The organism is Methanomicrobium antiquum, from assembly GCF_029633915.1.
Taxonomy (GTDB): Archaea; Halobacteriota; Methanomicrobia; order Methanomicrobiales; family Methanomicrobiaceae; genus Methanomicrobium; species Methanomicrobium antiquum.
This window is the reverse complement of sequence record NZ_CP091092.1, coordinates 1,417,201-1,433,815: the sequence shown is the minus strand read 5'-3', so window position 1 is coordinate 1,433,815 and position 16,615 is coordinate 1,417,201. Positions and strand designations below refer to the sequence as shown.

Annotated in this window: 19 protein-coding genes and 2 tRNA genes; 1 reads left to right on the top strand and 20 read right to left on the bottom strand. The window is 38.1% G+C overall.

All coding sequences use genetic code 11. The features are described 5' to 3' along the window. Nucleotides 1-7: 7 nt before the first annotated feature. The 20 genes from L1994_RS07125 to L1994_RS07030 form a co-directional block, all read right to left on the bottom strand. A complete protein-coding gene (locus tag L1994_RS07125) occupies nt 8-1,876 on the bottom strand; it encodes a type II/IV secretion system ATPase subunit (RefSeq protein WP_278098765.1) in 1,869 nt (622 codons plus the stop codon). Between the two features lie 13 nt (nt 1,877-1,889). Beyond that, nucleotides 1,890-2,633, bottom strand: a complete 744-nt coding sequence (gene arlH, locus L1994_RS07120; protein WP_278098764.1) for an archaellum protein ArlH — start codon at nt 2,631-2,633, stop codon at nt 1,890-1,892. 98 nt (nt 2,634-2,731) lie between these two features. After that, a complete protein-coding gene (locus L1994_RS07115; RefSeq protein WP_278098763.1) occupies nt 2,732-3,208 on the bottom strand; it encodes a hypothetical protein in 477 nt (158 codons plus the stop codon). Further along, complete coding sequence (locus L1994_RS07110) at nt 3,209-3,715, bottom strand: flagellin (RefSeq protein ID WP_278098762.1); 507 nt, start codon at nt 3,713-3,715, stop codon at nt 3,209-3,211. Between the two features lie 15 nt (nt 3,716-3,730). Further along, a complete protein-coding gene (locus L1994_RS07105; protein WP_278098761.1) occupies nt 3,731-4,582 on the bottom strand; it encodes a FlaD/FlaE family flagellar protein in 852 nt (283 codons plus the stop codon). Between the two features lie 120 nt (nt 4,583-4,702). Then, nucleotides 4,703-5,329, bottom strand: coding sequence for an archaellin/type IV pilin N-terminal domain-containing protein (locus L1994_RS07100; protein ID WP_278098760.1), 627 nt, complete (start codon nt 5,327-5,329; stop codon nt 4,703-4,705). 38 nt (nt 5,330-5,367) lie between these two features. Further along, on the bottom strand, nt 5,368-5,991 hold the full coding sequence (locus tag L1994_RS07095) for an archaellin/type IV pilin N-terminal domain-containing protein (protein WP_278098759.1): 624 nt from the start codon (nt 5,989-5,991) through the stop codon (nt 5,368-5,370). Nucleotides 5,992-6,004: 13 nt separating this feature from the next. Continuing rightward, complete coding sequence (locus tag L1994_RS07090) at nt 6,005-6,601, bottom strand: archaellin/type IV pilin N-terminal domain-containing protein (protein ID WP_278098758.1); 597 nt, start codon at nt 6,599-6,601, stop codon at nt 6,005-6,007. Between the two features lie 424 nt (nt 6,602-7,025). Beyond that, nucleotides 7,026-8,228, bottom strand: a complete 1,203-nt coding sequence (locus tag L1994_RS07085) for a M24 family metallopeptidase (protein WP_278098757.1) — start codon at nt 8,226-8,228, stop codon at nt 7,026-7,028. A gap of 290 nt (nt 8,229-8,518) precedes the next feature. Next, a tRNA-Leu gene (locus L1994_RS07080) sits at nt 8,519-8,603 on the bottom strand. Nucleotides 8,604-8,689: 86 nt separating this feature from the next. Beyond that, nucleotides 8,690-10,429 (bottom strand): DUF2070 family protein, encoded by a 1,740-nt coding sequence (locus tag L1994_RS07075; RefSeq protein ID WP_278098756.1) that lies wholly within the window; start codon nt 10,427-10,429, stop codon nt 8,690-8,692. Between the two features lie 40 nt (nt 10,430-10,469). Further along, complete coding sequence (locus tag L1994_RS07070) at nt 10,470-11,351, bottom strand: carbohydrate kinase family protein (RefSeq protein WP_278098755.1); 882 nt, start codon at nt 11,349-11,351, stop codon at nt 10,470-10,472. Nucleotide 11,352: 1 nt separating this feature from the next. Beyond that, entirely contained in the window at nt 11,353-11,691 is a 339-nt protein-coding gene (locus L1994_RS07065) for a DUF555 domain-containing protein (RefSeq protein WP_278098754.1), read from the bottom strand. A gap of 18 nt (nt 11,692-11,709) precedes the next feature. After that, complete coding sequence (locus tag L1994_RS07060; protein WP_278098753.1) at nt 11,710-12,237, bottom strand: nitroreductase family protein; 528 nt, start codon at nt 12,235-12,237, stop codon at nt 11,710-11,712. Then, nucleotides 12,224-12,580 (bottom strand): hypothetical protein, encoded by a 357-nt coding sequence (locus L1994_RS07055; RefSeq protein ID WP_278098752.1) that lies wholly within the window; start codon nt 12,578-12,580, stop codon nt 12,224-12,226. Before L1994_RS07055 ends, L1994_RS07060 begins: the two co-directional genes overlap by 14 nt. Before the next feature lie 130 nt (nt 12,581-12,710). After that, nucleotides 12,711-13,007, bottom strand: a complete 297-nt coding sequence (locus L1994_RS07050; RefSeq protein WP_278098751.1) for a DUF5350 domain-containing protein — start codon at nt 13,005-13,007, stop codon at nt 12,711-12,713. 39 nt (nt 13,008-13,046) lie between these two features. Continuing rightward, nucleotides 13,047-13,649, bottom strand: coding sequence for a 30S ribosomal protein S3ae (locus L1994_RS07045; RefSeq protein ID WP_278098750.1), 603 nt, complete (start codon nt 13,647-13,649; stop codon nt 13,047-13,049). 41 nt (nt 13,650-13,690) lie between these two features. Beyond that, nucleotides 13,691-13,918 carry a KEOPS complex subunit Pcc1 gene (locus tag L1994_RS07040; protein WP_278098749.1) on the bottom strand — a complete coding sequence of 76 codons (228 nt, stop codon included), beginning with the start codon at nt 13,916-13,918 and terminating at the stop codon, nt 13,691-13,693. After that, on the bottom strand, nt 13,918-15,132 hold the full coding sequence (locus L1994_RS07035; RefSeq protein WP_278098748.1) for a DHH family phosphoesterase: 1,215 nt from the start codon (nt 15,130-15,132) through the stop codon (nt 13,918-13,920). Before L1994_RS07035 ends, L1994_RS07040 begins: the two co-directional genes overlap by 1 nt. A 9-nt stretch (nt 15,133-15,141) precedes the next feature. Continuing rightward, a complete protein-coding gene (locus L1994_RS07030; protein ID WP_278098747.1) occupies nt 15,142-15,600 on the bottom strand; it encodes a 30S ribosomal protein S15 in 459 nt (152 codons plus the stop codon). Between the two features lie 809 nt (nt 15,601-16,409). On the opposite strand from L1994_RS07030, the gene L1994_RS07025 reads away from it, so the two are divergent. Beyond that, nucleotides 16,410-16,480 (top strand) — tRNA-Gly (locus tag L1994_RS07025). Nucleotides 16,481-16,615: the final 135 nt, after the last annotated feature.

Below are 16,615 nucleotides of genomic sequence, written 5' to 3'. Positions count from 1 at the left end.
GATGCGCCTAAAATTCAATTTTTAAAAGACCCTGTTTTTTAACCTTCGTAATCATATGGTAAAGATCCCAAAATCCCATATAACCTGCTTTATGAAGCCTTTGGAGAATTTTTGCCCTTTTTTCAACCTCAAAATACATCTCAGATTTCTTATTGTCCGGCACACCAAGAAGAGTTGCAATCTTTGATTCAAGAAGGTAACTGCTTCCTCGTCCGGGGAAATCAAATTCATCTGTTATCGGATTCCATACAAATATTCCAACAAATGAAAAACCCTTTGTCTCAGGATCATATCCTACAAGCTCATTGATGCTTAACATGCGTCTTACAGTGCCACCGGAAGGTCTTCTAACAGCACTTTGGATAATTACAAGATTTAAGTTATCCACATGTGTCAGCGGAATATTTATCGGCTCACTACAGAGACGCTGGATAAGTTTTTCTACAGATGATGCGTGAAATGTGCTCATTACAGGGTGACCTGTCTGCATGGCACCAAATGCAACTGATCCTTCAGAACCACGGATTTCACCGACAAGGATGTAATTTGGACGCTGACGAAGAGCTGATCTTAGGAGATCGAACATTGTTATCTCTCCTCCCTCACCTTCGCCCTTTCCTTTTCCCTTTGATACTTCACGAGTCCAGTTTTTATGAGGAACAGTCAGTTCCGGTGTATCTTCAATTGTTACAATTTTGCTTTCAGGTGCAATAAATGTGGTAAGCGCATTCAGACTTGTTGTTTTTCCACTTGCAGTTTCACCGCTCATAAAAAGAGACATTCCAAATTCTATACATATCCACAGATATCCGGCAACCATATAATCGGTGGTTTTCCATTCTATAAGCTGAAGAATGCTTGAAGGTTCTTCTGCAAATTTACGTATTGTAAAATTACTTCCGTGTTTTGAAACTTCTGTTCCATATACTATGTTTATACGTGAACCGTCAGGAAGTGTGGCATCGACAATAGGGCTTCTGAATGTAATAGGACGTTTGATTCTTTCAGCCATTTTTATTACAAAATCGTCAATTTCTTCAGAATATCTGAACTCTACGGCCGATTTAAGTCCGTTAAATATTTTATGCTCGACAAATATCGGCCCTACACCATCGCATGTGATATCTTCATTATACGGGTCTGCAAGGAATGGATTTAATATTCCCATTTCTACCTTGTCACGTATAAGAAGGTACTCAATTGAGCGGTATTCAGCCATTGTGAGAATTACTTTTCCTTCATCGGTCTGGGCAATATTTGCGCCTGCAAGTTCGGCAGTTTCTTTCTGGGCAGAAAAATCAGTGTTTAAAAATTTGATTAGCTTGTCTTTAATTCCGACAGAAGCACCGCCTTCGAGAGTTTCACCGGTCAGGGAGGCGATTGATTCTTCAGGTTTTTTTATGTAAACCACTTCTTTTAAGACCCTTCTTAAAACTTCCTTTCTTTCTTCTTCTGTTATTGGATCTTCTTCTAATACGTCAATTAAGTCAATAAGCTTCTTTTCGATAAGAGGCATTGCTTCTGCTACCGAGTGCATGAATGAGGGTTCAATAGGAATGTAGAAATTTCGGACATCATCCTGGTCCGGAAATATATGGATGAATGTAAATTCATTTACAGGATAGATTATATTTGGATTGTCCATTCCTTTTAAATCTCTTTTAAGCTCAGAGAAAAACAGAGGTATTCCATAAAGGTTTACAGGAAACATCTGTAAATACTCAAGGAGATGCGGACTTTGGGCTACGTACTCTTTTGCATTTGCAGGAAGCATCCTGTAAAGAGCAGATGATTCGTAGTTGGAATAGATATCATCTTCAGGATCAACCTCTTCAGGCTGAAACGGAAGATTGACATTTGCACTTAGTGAACCCATAATTTTTTCCTTTTCAGACTCTTGCACTTGACATTGGAATTATCTTCATGCCGTATCCCGGGTGAACCTCGAATGAAACAAGGTTTCCTGTAGTTTTTCTTGCACCTCTCACTTTGATTACTTCCATAACCATTACGTACTTGTCACCAACGAGGGCTTTTTTCATGAAAAGGTGCGCATCACAAATTGATCTAATCCTTACAAGTGTGTCTTCTTCAAATGCGTATGTGTGAAGAGTGATGAGAATTGTTTTTCCGTGATCAACGAGATTTTTACAGTTCGTAAGAAATGCCAAAAGATCACTTTGAGATGTTGATTCTGTTAAAAGTGTCAGGGAATCAATTACTATTACTTCAGCTTTGCTGGCCCGGATTTTTGCAATTATTCTTTTTAATATTCCCTGCATCTCTTTTTCTCCCCATTCAAATCCAAGGGTGTGCATCGGAAATATCTTGAGGTAGCCCCATGCATAGTAATCGGAGATATCAAGACTCATTGAGTCCATCTGTGAGATAAAACTTTTAGATGTGCTTTCTGATGTGAATAATTCCACATTAAAGCCGCCTTTCATTGCACCCCAGATAATCTGCTGGGTCATTACACTTTTTCCGGTGTCGTTTTCTCCTTCAATAAGTGTGAGTGATTCCAGCGGAAGGCCGTCGGCAAGTTTTTTGTCGATTTCATTGTTTCCGGTGGAAAGAATCTTTCTGTCGTCTCCGCCCAGTAAATTTCCTAAACTTTCATCCTCGTCAAACATTTTTCACCTGATTTTTGCTTTCTTTTTTGCTGTGGGCTTTACTGTTTTATTTATTGTAATTTATTCTCTGTAATTGTGACTGTTATCAAAGCAGACTCTTATTCAACATATGATGAAGCAAAAACTCCGTTAGGGGTTGCAATTTTCACCCATCCCGGTCTTGTATCAGGATATTTTATTGAGATGTTCATAATTTCCTGAGGGTCCAGCTGACCGGGGTTTAGCATATCAGGAGTAATTGATGAAATATTCCACTCTCCAGTATTGTCTCCTATCTGGTAATGTACTGGTGGTGAGCCGGTGTTATCTCCAGTATAAACATCCCAATATTTAAAATCTGATATTACTGCACTTCCGTCATTTTTTATCTCTGTATACAAAATTGACGGTGCCTGTACAGATGTTGCATTTATATTGATGCTTGTTCGCATGCGCTCTTCCTGCTTGTCTAATCTTTCCTGCTGTGCGTATGCCACAATCTCTGTTGTTGTTAATACAGCCGCTACCAAAAAGTATGCTGTTATCATTAACAGGATAAGGGCAAATGCTGTTGCTATCACTGTTGCGCTGCCCATCTAACCACTCGTAGTAAATGTTTGCGATATGCTGACTCCGTTTGGAAGTGACAGACTAAAATATACATATTCTCCTGATGTCGAGGGAATAAGATCACTGTTAACTGAAATCTGCAGTGTTTCTCTTGGGTCCCAGTAACCGTTATCTTCAGTCTGAATTATTGTATAGCTCCACTGATTAGCGCCCGGAGTGCCGGAAACCAGTGTTGAGATGTCAAAATTTCCGACTTCTCCTATGAATACGTCAGACATATTTAATGTATTTGTACCTATTCTTGCAGAACCTGTATTTTTTATCCATATTTTTGCATCAAGTGAAGATGCGGCATTTGCGTAGGTGTTGATAATCTGAATGTCGGTGCGTAGTCGTTCATCTGCTGAGCTTGAGGATTCTGTAAAGGTTGAGGTTGCCTGATATACAATCGGGAAAAATGCATTTACAAGTACTGCGGCGGCAACGATTGCGGTTATCAGAAATATGGCTGTTGCAAATGTTTCACTGGACATGGTCTGTTACTTTTCTCAGAATTTTTCAAGCATCTCAATCCAGTCTTCTTCAGAAGTTTCTTCACTGCTTGTGCTTTTTAAAGCTGTAATATTTTGTTCTCCTTCCTTTTTGTCCATCATGACTTCAATCATTTCCCTGTCAAGTGATGAATCCTCAGGGGATAATATTCTGTTTAATATATAGAGTTCTGCTACAAATTCTTCAGAGCTTATTTCATGAAGGTCGCCTATGTATTCAGGCATTAATTTGGATATTTCTTCGACCTGTGTGCAGGCATCGTCAGTAATATAGCCCATTTTCTGGTAAGACTCAATCATTATAAGGAGTCTGTCGTGACCATATTTTTTTACCATCCGGCTTACCCATTCAAAAAGCTTGTGAAGCTTTTTTAGTTTTGGACGGTCTTTTGGTTTTGTATCCTTTGGAATTTCATATGCACTGTCTTCTATATCTTCCAGTTGTTTTTTAAGAAGCATGAGTGCATTTTTATCGGTCATTCCCAGACCCTGTGATATTGCAGGGTTTTCAAGACCGGTTTTATCTGATGGCATTTCAGTCTCAGTCGCACTGAATTTTTCTTCTTCATCAATTTCGTCTGCTTCTTCAAGTAACGCTGGTAATTGCTCTTTGTCTTTTAATTCGTCTTCCTTTTTCTGTGCAGGAGGTAGTTCACTCTGTGGCAGAATGGCTGATACAATGAACGGGTTTTCAGTTTCATTGAGCCTTTCTCTTAAGTCAATAAGCAGTTTTTTAACTGATTTTTTCAGAAGATCAACTTCGTCCTGTAAGTTTTGAAGTTTAACCTCCGGATCATCAGCAGATGCTGTACTGATAATATGGTCAACCTGCGACTGGTTAATTGCCATAATTAAAGTTATTAGGTTTTTATTATATAAAAAGATAGTGAAATAAACAATCTTTATAAAAATAATTTTTTAAAAATTTAATTTTTGGAGATTTTCTCCATGGGTGATTAAAAAAACAGATTAATGTAGAATATTAATTTTATCAATCTTTGGTGGTGCAGAGCGTTTAATTGCATATGATGCACCTTCTGCAGGCCTTATTTCAAGACTCAGTTCTTCATACATCCCAACTTCTGTATCACTGCTTAACTGAACATATATTGTGAACTGTTCCTGGTCTTCAAGTAATGCATCTTTTTGGCCTGCATTTGCGTTAGAAATATCAATGATTCCCCATTCGTCAGGACCAATGCTGCTTTGACTGACAACAACATTTTTTGATGAACTGTTTATTTCTGTTACGTTGTTGATCTTTTTTACTATGTTTTCTGTTGCAAAGGTGAGTGTTGTCGATGAGAAATCGACCGGACTTCCGCCGGCTGTAAGACCTGCTACAAATCTTATACCATCAATTTTGGCATCCACACCTCCGACTGTTGTACTGTTTCCATAAACATCTCCTAATATTTCAACACTTGAGGATGCCTGTCCGACACTTGTATATACGACTTCCTGCGTTTTCTGTGTCGCAAAGAAACCTGCACCAAGTACCACATATGAAAAAACAGACGCTGTTACAACAAATGCAATCAAGACGATTGCGGCCTCAAGACCTGTAAATCCTTCATCATTGTTATATCTGATCATATTCTGTCCTGCTTTAATTGTCAAAATAAAAAAAATGATTAGTTAAGAAGGTTGACCTTCTCAATCTTTGGCGGTGCAGAGCGTTTAATTGCATATGATGCGCCCATCGGCGGTTTAATTTCTAAGCTGAAGCGCTCGTTTGCAGTTACAGCTGTTGGTGAGAGATATGCGTAAATTGTAAACTGCTCCTGGTTTTCCAGTAATGCATCGTTTTGTTCAGCGTTTGCGATATCAAGAATACCCCATGTGTATTCTCCTTCACCTGTAATTTCAGTCTGGGTTGATGTTACAGTTGTTGATGAACTCGAGATTGCTGAAGCGTTTTTGAGATCTTTGATGGATGTGGTGTTTGTAAACACGAGGTTTGTTGTTGCGAAGTCAACTGAGTTTCCTCCTGCTGTAAGTCCTACAACAAATCTGATACCGTCCATGTATGCATTTTCGCCACCAGTACTGTTTCCGTATACATCACCTAAGACTTCAAGACTTGAAGCTGCCATGTCAACACTTGAGTAGACTACTTCCTGTGATTTCTGTGTTGTGAAGAAACCGGCTCCGAGTACTACGTATGAGAAAACGGCTGCTACAACGACGAACGCAATCAATACAATTGCGGCCTCAAGACCTGTAAAACCTTCTTCTGATTTGAATAATTTTGCCATTCTTTTCATCTCCTTAGTAGAGGGTGTTTACTCCCAGAATTCTTGCAGGTGCAGATCTTTGAATTGAATATGCAGTACCTACTGCAGGGCGCAGATCTAATGTGAACTCCTGATTTGCGGAAATTTCATCAATCGGATTTGCTTTGATTGTGAACTGTTCCTGGTTTTCAAGAAGCAGATCTGCACTTGCATTGTTCTTTGCAAGAACTACAGCCCAGTGTCCTTCTGTGATTGTTGCGTCTGGAGCTCCAAGTACTTCATCAGCCTCACGCTCCAGTTTTGTAACATTGGTTTTGTCAGCATATGTGATTGTGGTCTGCTTGAAGTCAACCGGACTTCCACCTGCTGTAAGTCCTACAGTGAAACGGATTTGGTCGATAAATGTTACTGGATCGCCAGTATCGCCGATACCATAAACATCACCTAAAATCTCAACACTTGAACTTGCCTGATCTACACTTGTATAGATAACTTCCTGAGACTTCTGTGTTGTGAAGAAACCGGCTCCCAATACTACGTATGAGAAAACGGCTGCTACAACGACGAACGCAATTAATACAATTGCGGCCTCAAGACCTGTAAAAGCTTCTTCTTTATTTATTTTTAGCATTACAATTCCTCCTATTTTATTTTTGTTTGCTTAGCATTTCCAATATGAGAGAATACTGGATCCCTCCAATATCTATCATAACTTATTAACAAAGGCATACTTTAAAAAATTAATTCATTTGGCATCTTCAGACAGTGAATTATTTGTCATATTTATACCTATTATGAAAAATAATTTCCATAAAATTGTCAAGTTTTATATTTCTTAATTCATTTATTTAAAAATATATATGTGTGTTTGAAGCAAAAATTTCTTAGAAAATTGAAGGAATCTTATATTGTCAGACCGATATAAATTCCAAGAATATTGGTTTGATAAATAAAAATACAAATTATTAGACTCAGTTAATTTTTATCTTTAAAACAACAATGGATAAAATATAAAAAAAATAAAATGTTGAAATATAGTTTTTATCCATACTGATTTACCATACTGGTAAAAGTCCCTGATTGTCGCCTGTGATACACCTGCCGCCGCACCCTGTTACAATAAATGTATTTTCAATTCCTACCATTCCAATCCCTCTTATACCCTGTTTTGGCTCAATTGCAATTGTCATATTCTCTTTTAGCGGTTCATCAAACCCTTTGGCAATTACAGGCATTTCATCTATTAAAAGTCCGATTCCGTGACCTAAAAATTTGACTTTTCTATTTTTGTATCCCATAAAGTTCTTTTTGAAATCATCATCAAGGCTGTTTATTATGTCATTGTATATCTGTGATGGAATGTTTCCCGGTTTTAGCATTGATGAAATTTCATTTTGGATATCAACGCATCTGTTGTGAATTTCTATTGCAGATTCAGAAAGACTTTTTCCATACATATATGTCATTGTTTTGTCTGTCTGATAACCGTGATATCCGCAGCCAATATCAAGATAGACCAAATCACCTTTCTTTAGTTTTCGTTTTGAACTTCCAAGAACAGGAGCATAAGGTCCAATTCCACAGTTTCCGCTTGCTCCATTAAAATATGAGGCATAAATGGAATTTTCACCAAATCCAATATGCCCCATTACAATTTCATTGTCAAACATTCCAAATCTGACAATTCCCTGATGACCTTCTGATATTAATGCCTTAAAAAGCTCTGTTCCAAATTCAGCCTCAGTAATTCCTTCATAAAGCATATCAGGTGCAATATCTTCTGTAACAGTCCTGTGAATTTCTCCTGATTTTATCATTAAACCAAGTTCATATTCACTTTTAACAGATCTTGTATCAGCAATTGCACTATCAACAGATGCGATATTTTTAAACTTGAAATATTTCAGGAACCTTTGAAGATGTGCATAGGATATTACTTCAGAATCGAGAAAAACAGTTTCTCCATCAATTCCGGCAGGTGAAAATAGAGTTGCGGCGTCACGAAAACTGTTTATCTGCCTTATATCCTTAAACTCTGATTCATGAACTGCACGTGAATAACTGCTTCTGACAAAAAAAACAGCACTCTCATCACGCGGAATTATGAGCACCCCGTCCTGCATAGTGCCGGTGAAGTAATACTGATTTATTTTTCCAAAAATAGCTGCGTATTTCCAGTTTTCATGCTTTTCATCCATTTTCAAACGAAAATTGCTCATCCTTGATTCAAGTTCGGATGAAGGGACATTATCCTGCATATTTAGTTTTTTCTAAAGAAACAGATAATACTTGGGATAAAAACAGCAAAAATAAGCAAAAACAGCAGGAATGCTTTTAAAATTATCTATGAAGTATCATTTTTGAATTTTATTTTTTCAGGCTTAATTTGTATGATGACAAAATGGCTAAAAAGCCGGTCAAAATAAAAACCTAATAGAAACCAAATAGAAACCTAATAAAAATAACCAACATTCTCAATAGCCATAATAAAAATAATCAACATTCTCAATAGCTATAATCAATATACACAATAGTTAAAAAGACACAATGCGAGAGGTGAGATTCGAACTCACGGACTCCTACGAGATTGGATCTTAAGTCCAACGCCTTTGGCCAGGCTCGGCAACTCTCGCTTTTACTACTCCGGTATTGTGGAGTATACATATTTCACATTCTAGGAAAAAAAGATAACTGATTTGATTTTTGAAAAAATGTTTTTTTATGTAAGCAAAAAGTAGCCTACAACTGAAAAGATAAAAGCCAAAAGAAGAATTGTAAATCCCAATGGAGCAATAAACGTCAGCATGGCGTTTACTGAACTTGCCAGCTGGGAAATCCGGTGTGATCCAAAAACAGTTACACCCTCACACCACGCAGTAGTAGCGCCGCATCTGGCTGGTGCGAGATCTGAAATTGCCTCATTTACTGCCGAAAGTGCGTATGGAAGAATTTTTTTAGCCTCAATTCTATAGCCGACCGGATTTTTGCCGCTTAATGTATTGACAACGTGAGAGTCTGTTGTCATTAATTCACATTCATCGACATGTTTTAGAATTTCATCTCTGAGAATTTCCCTGACGCCGTTTAGCATATTGTTTCCATCAAAAAGAACATAGGCTGTTTTATTTTCTCCCCTTTGTATTACCATAGCCTGAATTCCAATATCTCCAAAGCCTTCCTCACGTGAGAAGGGAACAGAAACATGTGCAACTCCTGCTTCAAATGTTTCCTGTTTTTCATTAACTGCTTCTTCTCCGGCAATATCACACACTTTCATATATTCATATGCAGTGCGGGATGCTGGCATAACCGGGTTTGAGACATCAGTCATACAGTTGTGTGCATCTATAAAAGCAATGTGTGAAAATCTTTTTTGCCCTTCTGCCATGATTGAAAGTCCTATCGGATAGTCAATATCCTCTGTTTTTTCAGGATACCTTGTACTGACTAACAGAAGGGAATCACCAAAAGGCTGTGATAAGACCTGCACAGAATCATAAACAATTCTTTTTGAAACTCCGGCAGTATTGTAATATTTGATATTATCTCTTGTCTTGTTAATAGCCGAGACGACTTTTGGGATTTCATTTTCTGAAATCAGATTGAAATCATGTGTTGCACATCCGTGAGTTACAATAGTTTCTCCACCAAGTGATTCATGGAGGACTTTTGGAAGGTTTCCTCCGCCAATTTCTCCCATAGGTCCGGGATGCAAATTTGGAACAGTAAATATTATGTCTTTTTTACCATCTCTTTTGAAAAACAATGTTGTCTGCGGAACATAGACATCTTCTCCTATATCCCTGAAAAATTCCTCCAAAGCTTTTGAGCCATCTGTATTGTGGGCAATAAAAGCATTTATGAAATTTAAAGCACTTATATGAAAATTTTTCTTAAGCGGTCTTTCAACAAGCCACAGAAACATGATAACACCTGCACCAAACATCAGATGGATAAGAACTGCATAGATAGTGAATACATATCCAAAATAATATGTTCCCAAAACAATTGCGAAAATACTTTGCAAAAGTGCAGGAGATGCCATGTGGGATATTTTGTAATCTGCAATCGCAACAAGTACAATTAATCTTATTCCAAAGATAAATCCCAGGGATACTGCATATAATAGAGGATATATTCCTTCAAATATCAAAAAAAATGGAAAAAGACTAATTATTATTGAAAAGACTGTACATGCAAGCGCAAGAAGAGCAGATCTGTTCCATGTTATCTTTTTCCCGAAAATTTCAACGAATGGTTTTGTAAGAATAAATGCAAGCAATGCAGGAATAAAAAAACCCCAGAATCCAAAATGGTGAATATCACTGCTTCTGATAAAACTTGCTGCATCAAGACTCAGACTAAGAATTAATATTATTGCAAGTGATCGCGGCCATGAAGGTGCCCTGAATAAAAATCTGGTTAAACCCTCTATTTTAGACTCGCCTGTATTTGGCATTTAATCAATCATCTCCTGCATTTTTAAGTGAATATTTTATTTAAATTTGCAGATCACCAAAGTTCTCATGATAGCGGCTTTTCATTCTTTCCCAGTCGCAGAGATTTGTCTGGCATCCTGTTTTTTCAACTACAAACGATGCGGCTGTAGTTCCTATTTTACAGCAGGTCTCTTCAGAATATCCTTTCTGGTATGCTGTTAAAAATCCGGCTCTGTATGCATCGCCTGCGCCGGTCGGGTCAGCAAGTCTGACTTTTATAGCAGGTATTTTTTTAGTATCGCCTTTTAGATGAAGTTCGCTTCCTTCACCAGACATTGTGATAACTGAAACTGGAATTTCTTTTAAGAGAGCTTCTTTTGAAAGACCTGTTTTTTCAGACATTCCTTTTATCTCATGATGGTTTGCAAAAAGAATGTCTATATTTTCAATTATCGACAATAGTTGTTCTTTTGTGTATTTTATCAGATCCTGACCCGGATCGAAGGATGAGAATTCTGCTTTTTCTGCAACTTTTACATTAAATTCCGGCTCTGCTGTTGCCATATGGACAAATTCAAGCTCCGGTGCATCTTCGGATGTAAAAAGCTCTGATGCTCCCCATTCAAAAACTGTTGTCTGATCTCCCTGTGTATCGTTAAAGAGATAACAGGTTGGGGTATTTTTATCTTCAGATATGAAAAGGCGGCGATTAACACCTATTTCATCAAGCCATTTTTCATAAGGACTACCTGCAAAATCCTTTCCGACTGCACTTATTAATGTTGATTCTCCTCCGAGAATTGCAATTCCTGTGGCTATATTTGCGGCCCCTCCTCCAAAATAAATTTTGTGATCCAGAACAAACACTGAATTATGCCTTTTTGGAAGATGAGGCAATGTAAATATATTATCAATTGCAGTGTGACCTACAACTGAAATCATTTCAAATCTCCTTTACTTCAATCATTTTAAGTGGAACATCGCGAAGCGCTCTTCCAACTACTGATTTGGCTATTTTGGCGGCATGCTCTTTTGATTCGGCTTTAAAAACTTTCATCTCAAGAATAAGGCCTACCAAACCCATGTTTGCGACAATAAGAGCGTTACTTAACTCTTCTTCGCAGAAAGGACAGTTGATCTGGCCTATTTCAATCTCTACAAATTTTGCGGAAGGATTTAGACATTTTCCGGCTTTACTAATTGCTATTCCAATAGCGTCATCAAGAGTTTCCACATTCTTGACAACCCATGCTGATTCCAGCGTTACAAGATAATCTGACATTTTTATCTCAAACCTGATTTACCAGGTTTCTTCATGAATATGTTCACTAACTGGCATTCTTTCTGTCCGGTATTCCGGAAGAGTGCCATGTCCTACAGCCAAAAGGGCAATTGGTCTTGCATGTTGCAAAAGACCGAGTGTCTCTGAAACTGCTTCATCATCAAAAGCTCCTGTCCAGCATGTCTGAAGTCTTAGTGAATGTGCCGCAAGCATCATATATGTTGCAGCGATTGTTGCGTCTTCTACGGCATAAAGAATACCTCTTTCGCCGTACTGGGACATTGAGCGTATGTAATTTGCACAAACAGCAAGAATTACGGGTGCCTTTATAAGGTGTTCCTGATTAAATGCACAATCACAGAGAATTTCTTTGACTGATTCATCTGTAACTATAATCACATCCCAGGATTCCCTGTTTCCTGCACTTGGCGCTTTTGATGCGCAACTAATTATGAAATTTATCTCTTCATCTGAAACAGGCTCACTTTTGTAAGTCCTCACAGAGGATCTGGTGCTTATAAAGTCTAAAAAATCAGATGAGTTCATTTTTGGATAATACCTGCCATGCCTGCTGTGCAGGAGTAGTTGCCTTTGTAATAGCACTGCTTATTGCAAGCGATGCATCTTCTAAATCTTCGTTTTCGAGCATACCTTCAGCCTGTTCTAAAATTTCGTTCGCATCCTTAAAACTCTGGTTTTTTGTTGTGTTGTATGCCAAACCGAGATCCTGTCCGATTGCACCTGCAAAAATCTTAAGCATCTTTTTCGCACCTGATTTTTCTGCTCCTTTTAATTCATAGAGAACAGATGCAGATTGAGAAAGGGTAATAAGATTTGTTTTGGCGCGTTCTGCAAAAAGATAATTTTGAATAGCTTCTTTTGAATTCATTACAATAGACCTGCCTTCGTTATTTCAAATAAAAAGTGAGGCTTGATTTTACATGAAGATTACTTTGTAATTTACATGAAACAGTGCATGAAATATAATTTCATGGACGGTTTTAAAGCCTCGGTTTGTTTTATTTGGACTTAGCCTTTGCTCCCTTTATTGATGAAGGGGAGCGTTTGATGCGTCTTCTAAAACGCGGATCTACCTGAGGTGTGTTTCTTGAGCGTGACTGACGTCCGCCTCCTCTTCTTCCTCCGCGTCCTGCTTCCTGTTGTGTTTTCTGAATAGCTCTCTTTAATTTGGCTCCTGACTTAAAGCGCTGGTTTGGACCCGGCTTTTTGTAGTTTCCCTCTTTTTGGGGAACAAGTCTTAGCTGGCCGGATACACTCTTAATCTGAGTCCATGAGGTTATACCAGTTTTTCCCATTTATAACACTTCCATGTTTTATTTATTTTAGTAAAAGCATCACTGTGCTACGACAGTTTTTGCTTCTATTACCTTTGATTTGATTACCTCAACACGTCTTGTCGGGTGAATCAGTTTTATGCTCTTGAAGATATCGCGTGAGATCTCACCCATTACCATGTCCTTTACAAACTGGTAATATGTCTGCTCCTTTGCTTTTTTAAGGATGTAGTTTGTGATCTCTTTTCTGATTGCATGCTGCTGGCTTGCATCTGCACGGTTGATTGTGAAGCATGTTGCTGTTACACGAATCTTTTTTCCGTCACTTGTTGTTGCAAGAACAATGCTGTCAATTCTTGATGCACGTCTCTTGATCATTGCACGAAGATAGTCTTTTGTTACTTCGTGTCCTGCAAAATCAGTATATGCTGCATCTCCTGCGACTTCTGTAACTTTAAAACGCATCTTAACATTCTGCTTTGAATAGTCCTGAGTCATCTCGCCAAGAGTTGTCTGCATGACGCGTCCGTATACTTTTTCAGGTTCGTTTGCAATTGTATCTCCAAGGTATACCTTGTCAAATACTTCTGGTGAATACACCTTGAACCAGTTTTTGGCTTTCCAGCCCTCTACTCTTCTTCCGATTTGTTTCCTTTTTGCCATATTTTCACCTCAGTTTTGTTATGTCCATTAAAGTTAAGCTCTTAATTTTCTGAAACACACCTGCAGATATCTTCTGCTACTGAAAGATTCATCAGGTAGTCATCTACTGATGCCACAATAGATCTAAGTTTATCCCCGCTTATTTTGCAGACTACAGAATTATCCTGAGCTGTAGTTGTCATTGATGACATATTGTCAGCTTTTAGTGATTCTGCTATACATGTGGGATTTTTGTGATATGTCTCAATTGTCCCTGTAATTCTTATCATCAGCAAAAAGCCTCCTTTAGCTCTTTTTTGAAGAATGAAAGTCCTTCTTTTTCAAACGTTGCACCTGCACGGCATTTGTGACCGCCGCCTGTGCCGCCTGTTCCTTCTGCAATTTTTCTCATGAACTCTGAAAGATCACATTCCACACCTGCCGGGCATCGTGCTGAAACAGAGTATTTTTCTCCCGAATCTACGATTACAAAAACAGGTGTGTCGTAAAGACTGTCAAAAGCCAGTGAGTCTGCTACATTGCTTGCTGTCTGCGGATTGGATACTTCAAAGAGCGGAAATGATTCTTCATTTTTCTGTAGATTTTTTATGGCAGATATAACTTTTAAGCGGTGTTTTACTGTAATATCCCATGCTTCTTCAACACCGTGTGTCATTCTAAGACAAAGAGCAACGCCGAGGCCTCCTCTTTTTGAAAGACCACAGGCTTCGATAACTGCCGACATGCTGTGTGCATCATGTATGACACCTCTTTCAAGTTCATATGTGTCTCCCCAGAGAGACTGCATGGCAATTTCGTTTGTATTTTCTGCTGTGTTTAGTATGATGTTTGAAAGCAGGGTCTTGTAGTTGCATTTATCTTCTTTGGTTGAAATTCTGAGAATTTCATTGACTTTTTCCTCATCTCCGCTTATGCCGCAGAGATATGGGTCAAGTGCAGTATAAAGCTGTTCTTTAAGGTTTCTTCCTGCAAGTTTCAGCCCTCTGTTTGGAATAATAAACTGATTGGCAATTCCCTCGTTTATTATATCCTGGTTTTTGCCTGCAATGTTTTGCCTGTCGCCAATAATTCCAAGAAGTGCAAGTCCGCTTAGATCTCTGTTGTCCCCCATGAAGTTTGCAGTTATATATGCAGCTCCTGAGGCAGAAAGTTCTTTATCTCCGTCTATTCCGCTAAGCCGGGGGTTTACGTGGTATTCACCATTGAAGTGAGGTACATGATGATCAATTACCATGACATCTTCGGACAAATCCTCCAAGGATGCGCCGAAATCACAAAGCAGTGTTGTCTCATCTTTTTTTATGTATTCTGAGGATATCCTGTCCTTTATAGTCAGATGGAATTTTTTGCCAAGTCTGTTAAGGGCATGGCACATGATTGTAGCCGAAGCTATTCCGTCTGCATCGTGATGGGCATATATTCTCAATGAGTCTGATTCGGACAATCTGTCCGCAACCTGCTCTGCGGCATCTTCAATGGACATATTATGAAATTATCTGGATAACAAAAACTCCGCTGTTTCCGGTTTGTATGTCCAGCCCTGTGGCATTTTACCGGTCTTCACATAGTATTTACCAAGTCTTCTGACTTTAGCTTCTGTAAGATGAAGCTGGCGTTTGTTGTGAAGATCTTTTTTGTTCTCGGTGAGGTGTTTTCTCATGCCAAGAGCTTTTACTATAAGATTTCTTAGATCTTCAGGTATGTCTGATTCAAGACTGTTGTCAGCAAGAATCTGTTCAACACGCTTTCCTGTTGCAAGCTTAACACTCGGTACACAGTGTTTGTCACGAAGAACAAGTCCTATCTGTGCGCTTGACATACCATCCTTTCTAAGATTTACAATAATCTTTTCAATCTCTGCTGTGTCCTTGTTGGACCATTCTGGTGCCTCTGTACGAAGCGGACGTACTGAACTGGACGTTCCGCGTCGGCGGGCATGCATTCGTGCCATTGTTCACCACCTTTATTTGTAGATGATTCAAAAAATCCTTATTTTTTTGATCTTTTGAATTACCGGACAAATTAATTTAATCAATTAACTTAATCTTATCCGGATTTGTCTGAAATTAGCCGACAGTTAAAGCCGGCAGACTTTTTTTTAAGATATCCATGAAATAAAATTCAGGTTTGTCTTAAATATCTACATGTAAGTCCACAAAAAGAGCCATTACTGACCTTTTTTGTAATCCCAAAGCCTGTTTGTTCAGGCAGTGTCTTTTTTAAATTTAAAGACACGTCGGACTTACACTAAAGTCAGCACCATATTTCAAGTGCTGTTTATTAAGTTGGTTTAAGTGATAATAAAAGCATCGAAGGCACAAATAAATTCAACAGGAAAATCCGGTTCTGATTTTGATGTTGAGCATTTATAAGATGTATATCATATGAACGCCGCATAAAACTGTTCATGGTGATTGTTAAGAAAGCAGAATGTTTAGAAAGTATATTGTTTAGAAAGCAGGTTGTTTAGAAAGTATATTGTAAGAAAGTAAAAATTCCATATAGATTTTCATTGTTTTTGTGTGATGGAAATTATCCCTGCTATGTGAGTTTACATGAAAATCACATTGTAGAAAAACACGTTGTAAAAATCATGTTGAATGTTGATAAGAACTCTGTGTGAAACATTTGTTTTAAAAACGTTTTTTAATGCTTTTAAATTGGATAAATGCTGTTTTGTCCTGAAATGTTAATAAAATCAGAGCAATAAAAAATATTTATAGCTTAGTAATTCAAACAGAAATCAGGTTATATTTTTTTGCGATAATAGTCTAGCGGCAGGACAGTGGCTTCCCAAGCCTCTAACCCGGGTTCGATCCCCGGTTATCGCATAATGTCTTTTGATATCACATGAAAGTTACTTCGTAACTTACATGAAATCGTGCATGAAATATAATTTCATGGACGTTTTTGTATAAACCTTAGTATGAAATAGTTATTTGTGGGAAATGAAATATTTATTTCCT

What these genes read in the sequence shown, in the direction of transcription:
- L1994_RS07060 (WP_278098753.1), bottom strand. Translation starts at nt 12,237, where the DNA reads ATGAACTCATCTGATTTTTTAGACTTTATAAGCACCAGATCCTCTGTG.
- L1994_RS07065 (WP_278098754.1), bottom strand. Translation starts at nt 11,691, where the DNA reads ATGTCAGATTATCTTGTAACGCTGGAATCAGCATGGGTTGTCAAGAAT.
- L1994_RS07075 (WP_278098756.1), bottom strand. Translation starts at nt 10,429, where the DNA reads ATGCCAAATACAGGCGAGTCTAAAATAGAGGGTTTAACCAGATTTTTA.
- L1994_RS07030 (WP_278098747.1), bottom strand. Translation starts at nt 15,600, where the DNA reads ATGGCACGAATGCATGCCCGCCGACGCGGAACGTCCAGTTCAGTACGT.
- L1994_RS07050 (WP_278098751.1), bottom strand. Translation starts at nt 13,007, where the DNA reads ATGGGAAAAACTGGTATAACCTCATGGACTCAGATTAAGAGTGTATCC.
- L1994_RS07055 (WP_278098752.1), bottom strand. Translation starts at nt 12,580, where the DNA reads ATGAATTCAAAAGAAGCTATTCAAAATTATCTTTTTGCAGAACGCGCC.
- L1994_RS07090 (WP_278098758.1), bottom strand. Translation starts at nt 6,601, where the DNA reads ATGCTAAAAATAAATAAAGAAGAAGCTTTTACAGGTCTTGAGGCCGCA.
- arlH (WP_278098764.1), bottom strand. Translation starts at nt 2,633, where the DNA reads ATGTTTGACGAGGATGAAAGTTTAGGAAATTTACTGGGCGGAGACGAC.
- L1994_RS07115 (WP_278098763.1), bottom strand. Translation starts at nt 3,208, where the DNA reads ATGGGCAGCGCAACAGTGATAGCAACAGCATTTGCCCTTATCCTGTTA.
- L1994_RS07085 (WP_278098757.1), bottom strand. Translation starts at nt 8,228, where the DNA reads ATGCAGGATAATGTCCCTTCATCCGAACTTGAATCAAGGATGAGCAAT.
- L1994_RS07040 (WP_278098749.1), bottom strand. Translation starts at nt 13,918, where the DNA reads ATGATAAGAATTACAGGGACAATTGAGACATATCACAAAAATCCCACA.
- L1994_RS07125 (WP_278098765.1), bottom strand. Translation starts at nt 1,876, where the DNA reads ATGGGTTCACTAAGTGCAAATGTCAATCTTCCGTTTCAGCCTGAAGAG.
- L1994_RS07100 (WP_278098760.1), bottom strand. Translation starts at nt 5,329, where the DNA reads ATGATCAGATATAACAATGATGAAGGATTTACAGGTCTTGAGGCCGCA.
- L1994_RS07035 (WP_278098748.1), bottom strand. Translation starts at nt 15,132, where the DNA reads ATGTCCATTGAAGATGCCGCAGAGCAGGTTGCGGACAGATTGTCCGAA.
- L1994_RS07110 (WP_278098762.1), bottom strand. Translation starts at nt 3,715, where the DNA reads ATGTCCAGTGAAACATTTGCAACAGCCATATTTCTGATAACCGCAATC.
- L1994_RS07070 (WP_278098755.1), bottom strand. Translation starts at nt 11,351, where the DNA reads ATGATTTCAGTTGTAGGTCACACTGCAATTGATAATATATTTACATTG.
- L1994_RS07095 (WP_278098759.1), bottom strand. Translation starts at nt 5,991, where the DNA reads ATGGCAAAATTATTCAAATCAGAAGAAGGTTTTACAGGTCTTGAGGCC.
- L1994_RS07045 (WP_278098750.1), bottom strand. Translation starts at nt 13,649, where the DNA reads ATGGCAAAAAGGAAACAAATCGGAAGAAGAGTAGAGGGCTGGAAAGCC.
- L1994_RS07105 (WP_278098761.1), bottom strand. Translation starts at nt 4,582, where the DNA reads ATGGCAATTAACCAGTCGCAGGTTGACCATATTATCAGTACAGCATCT.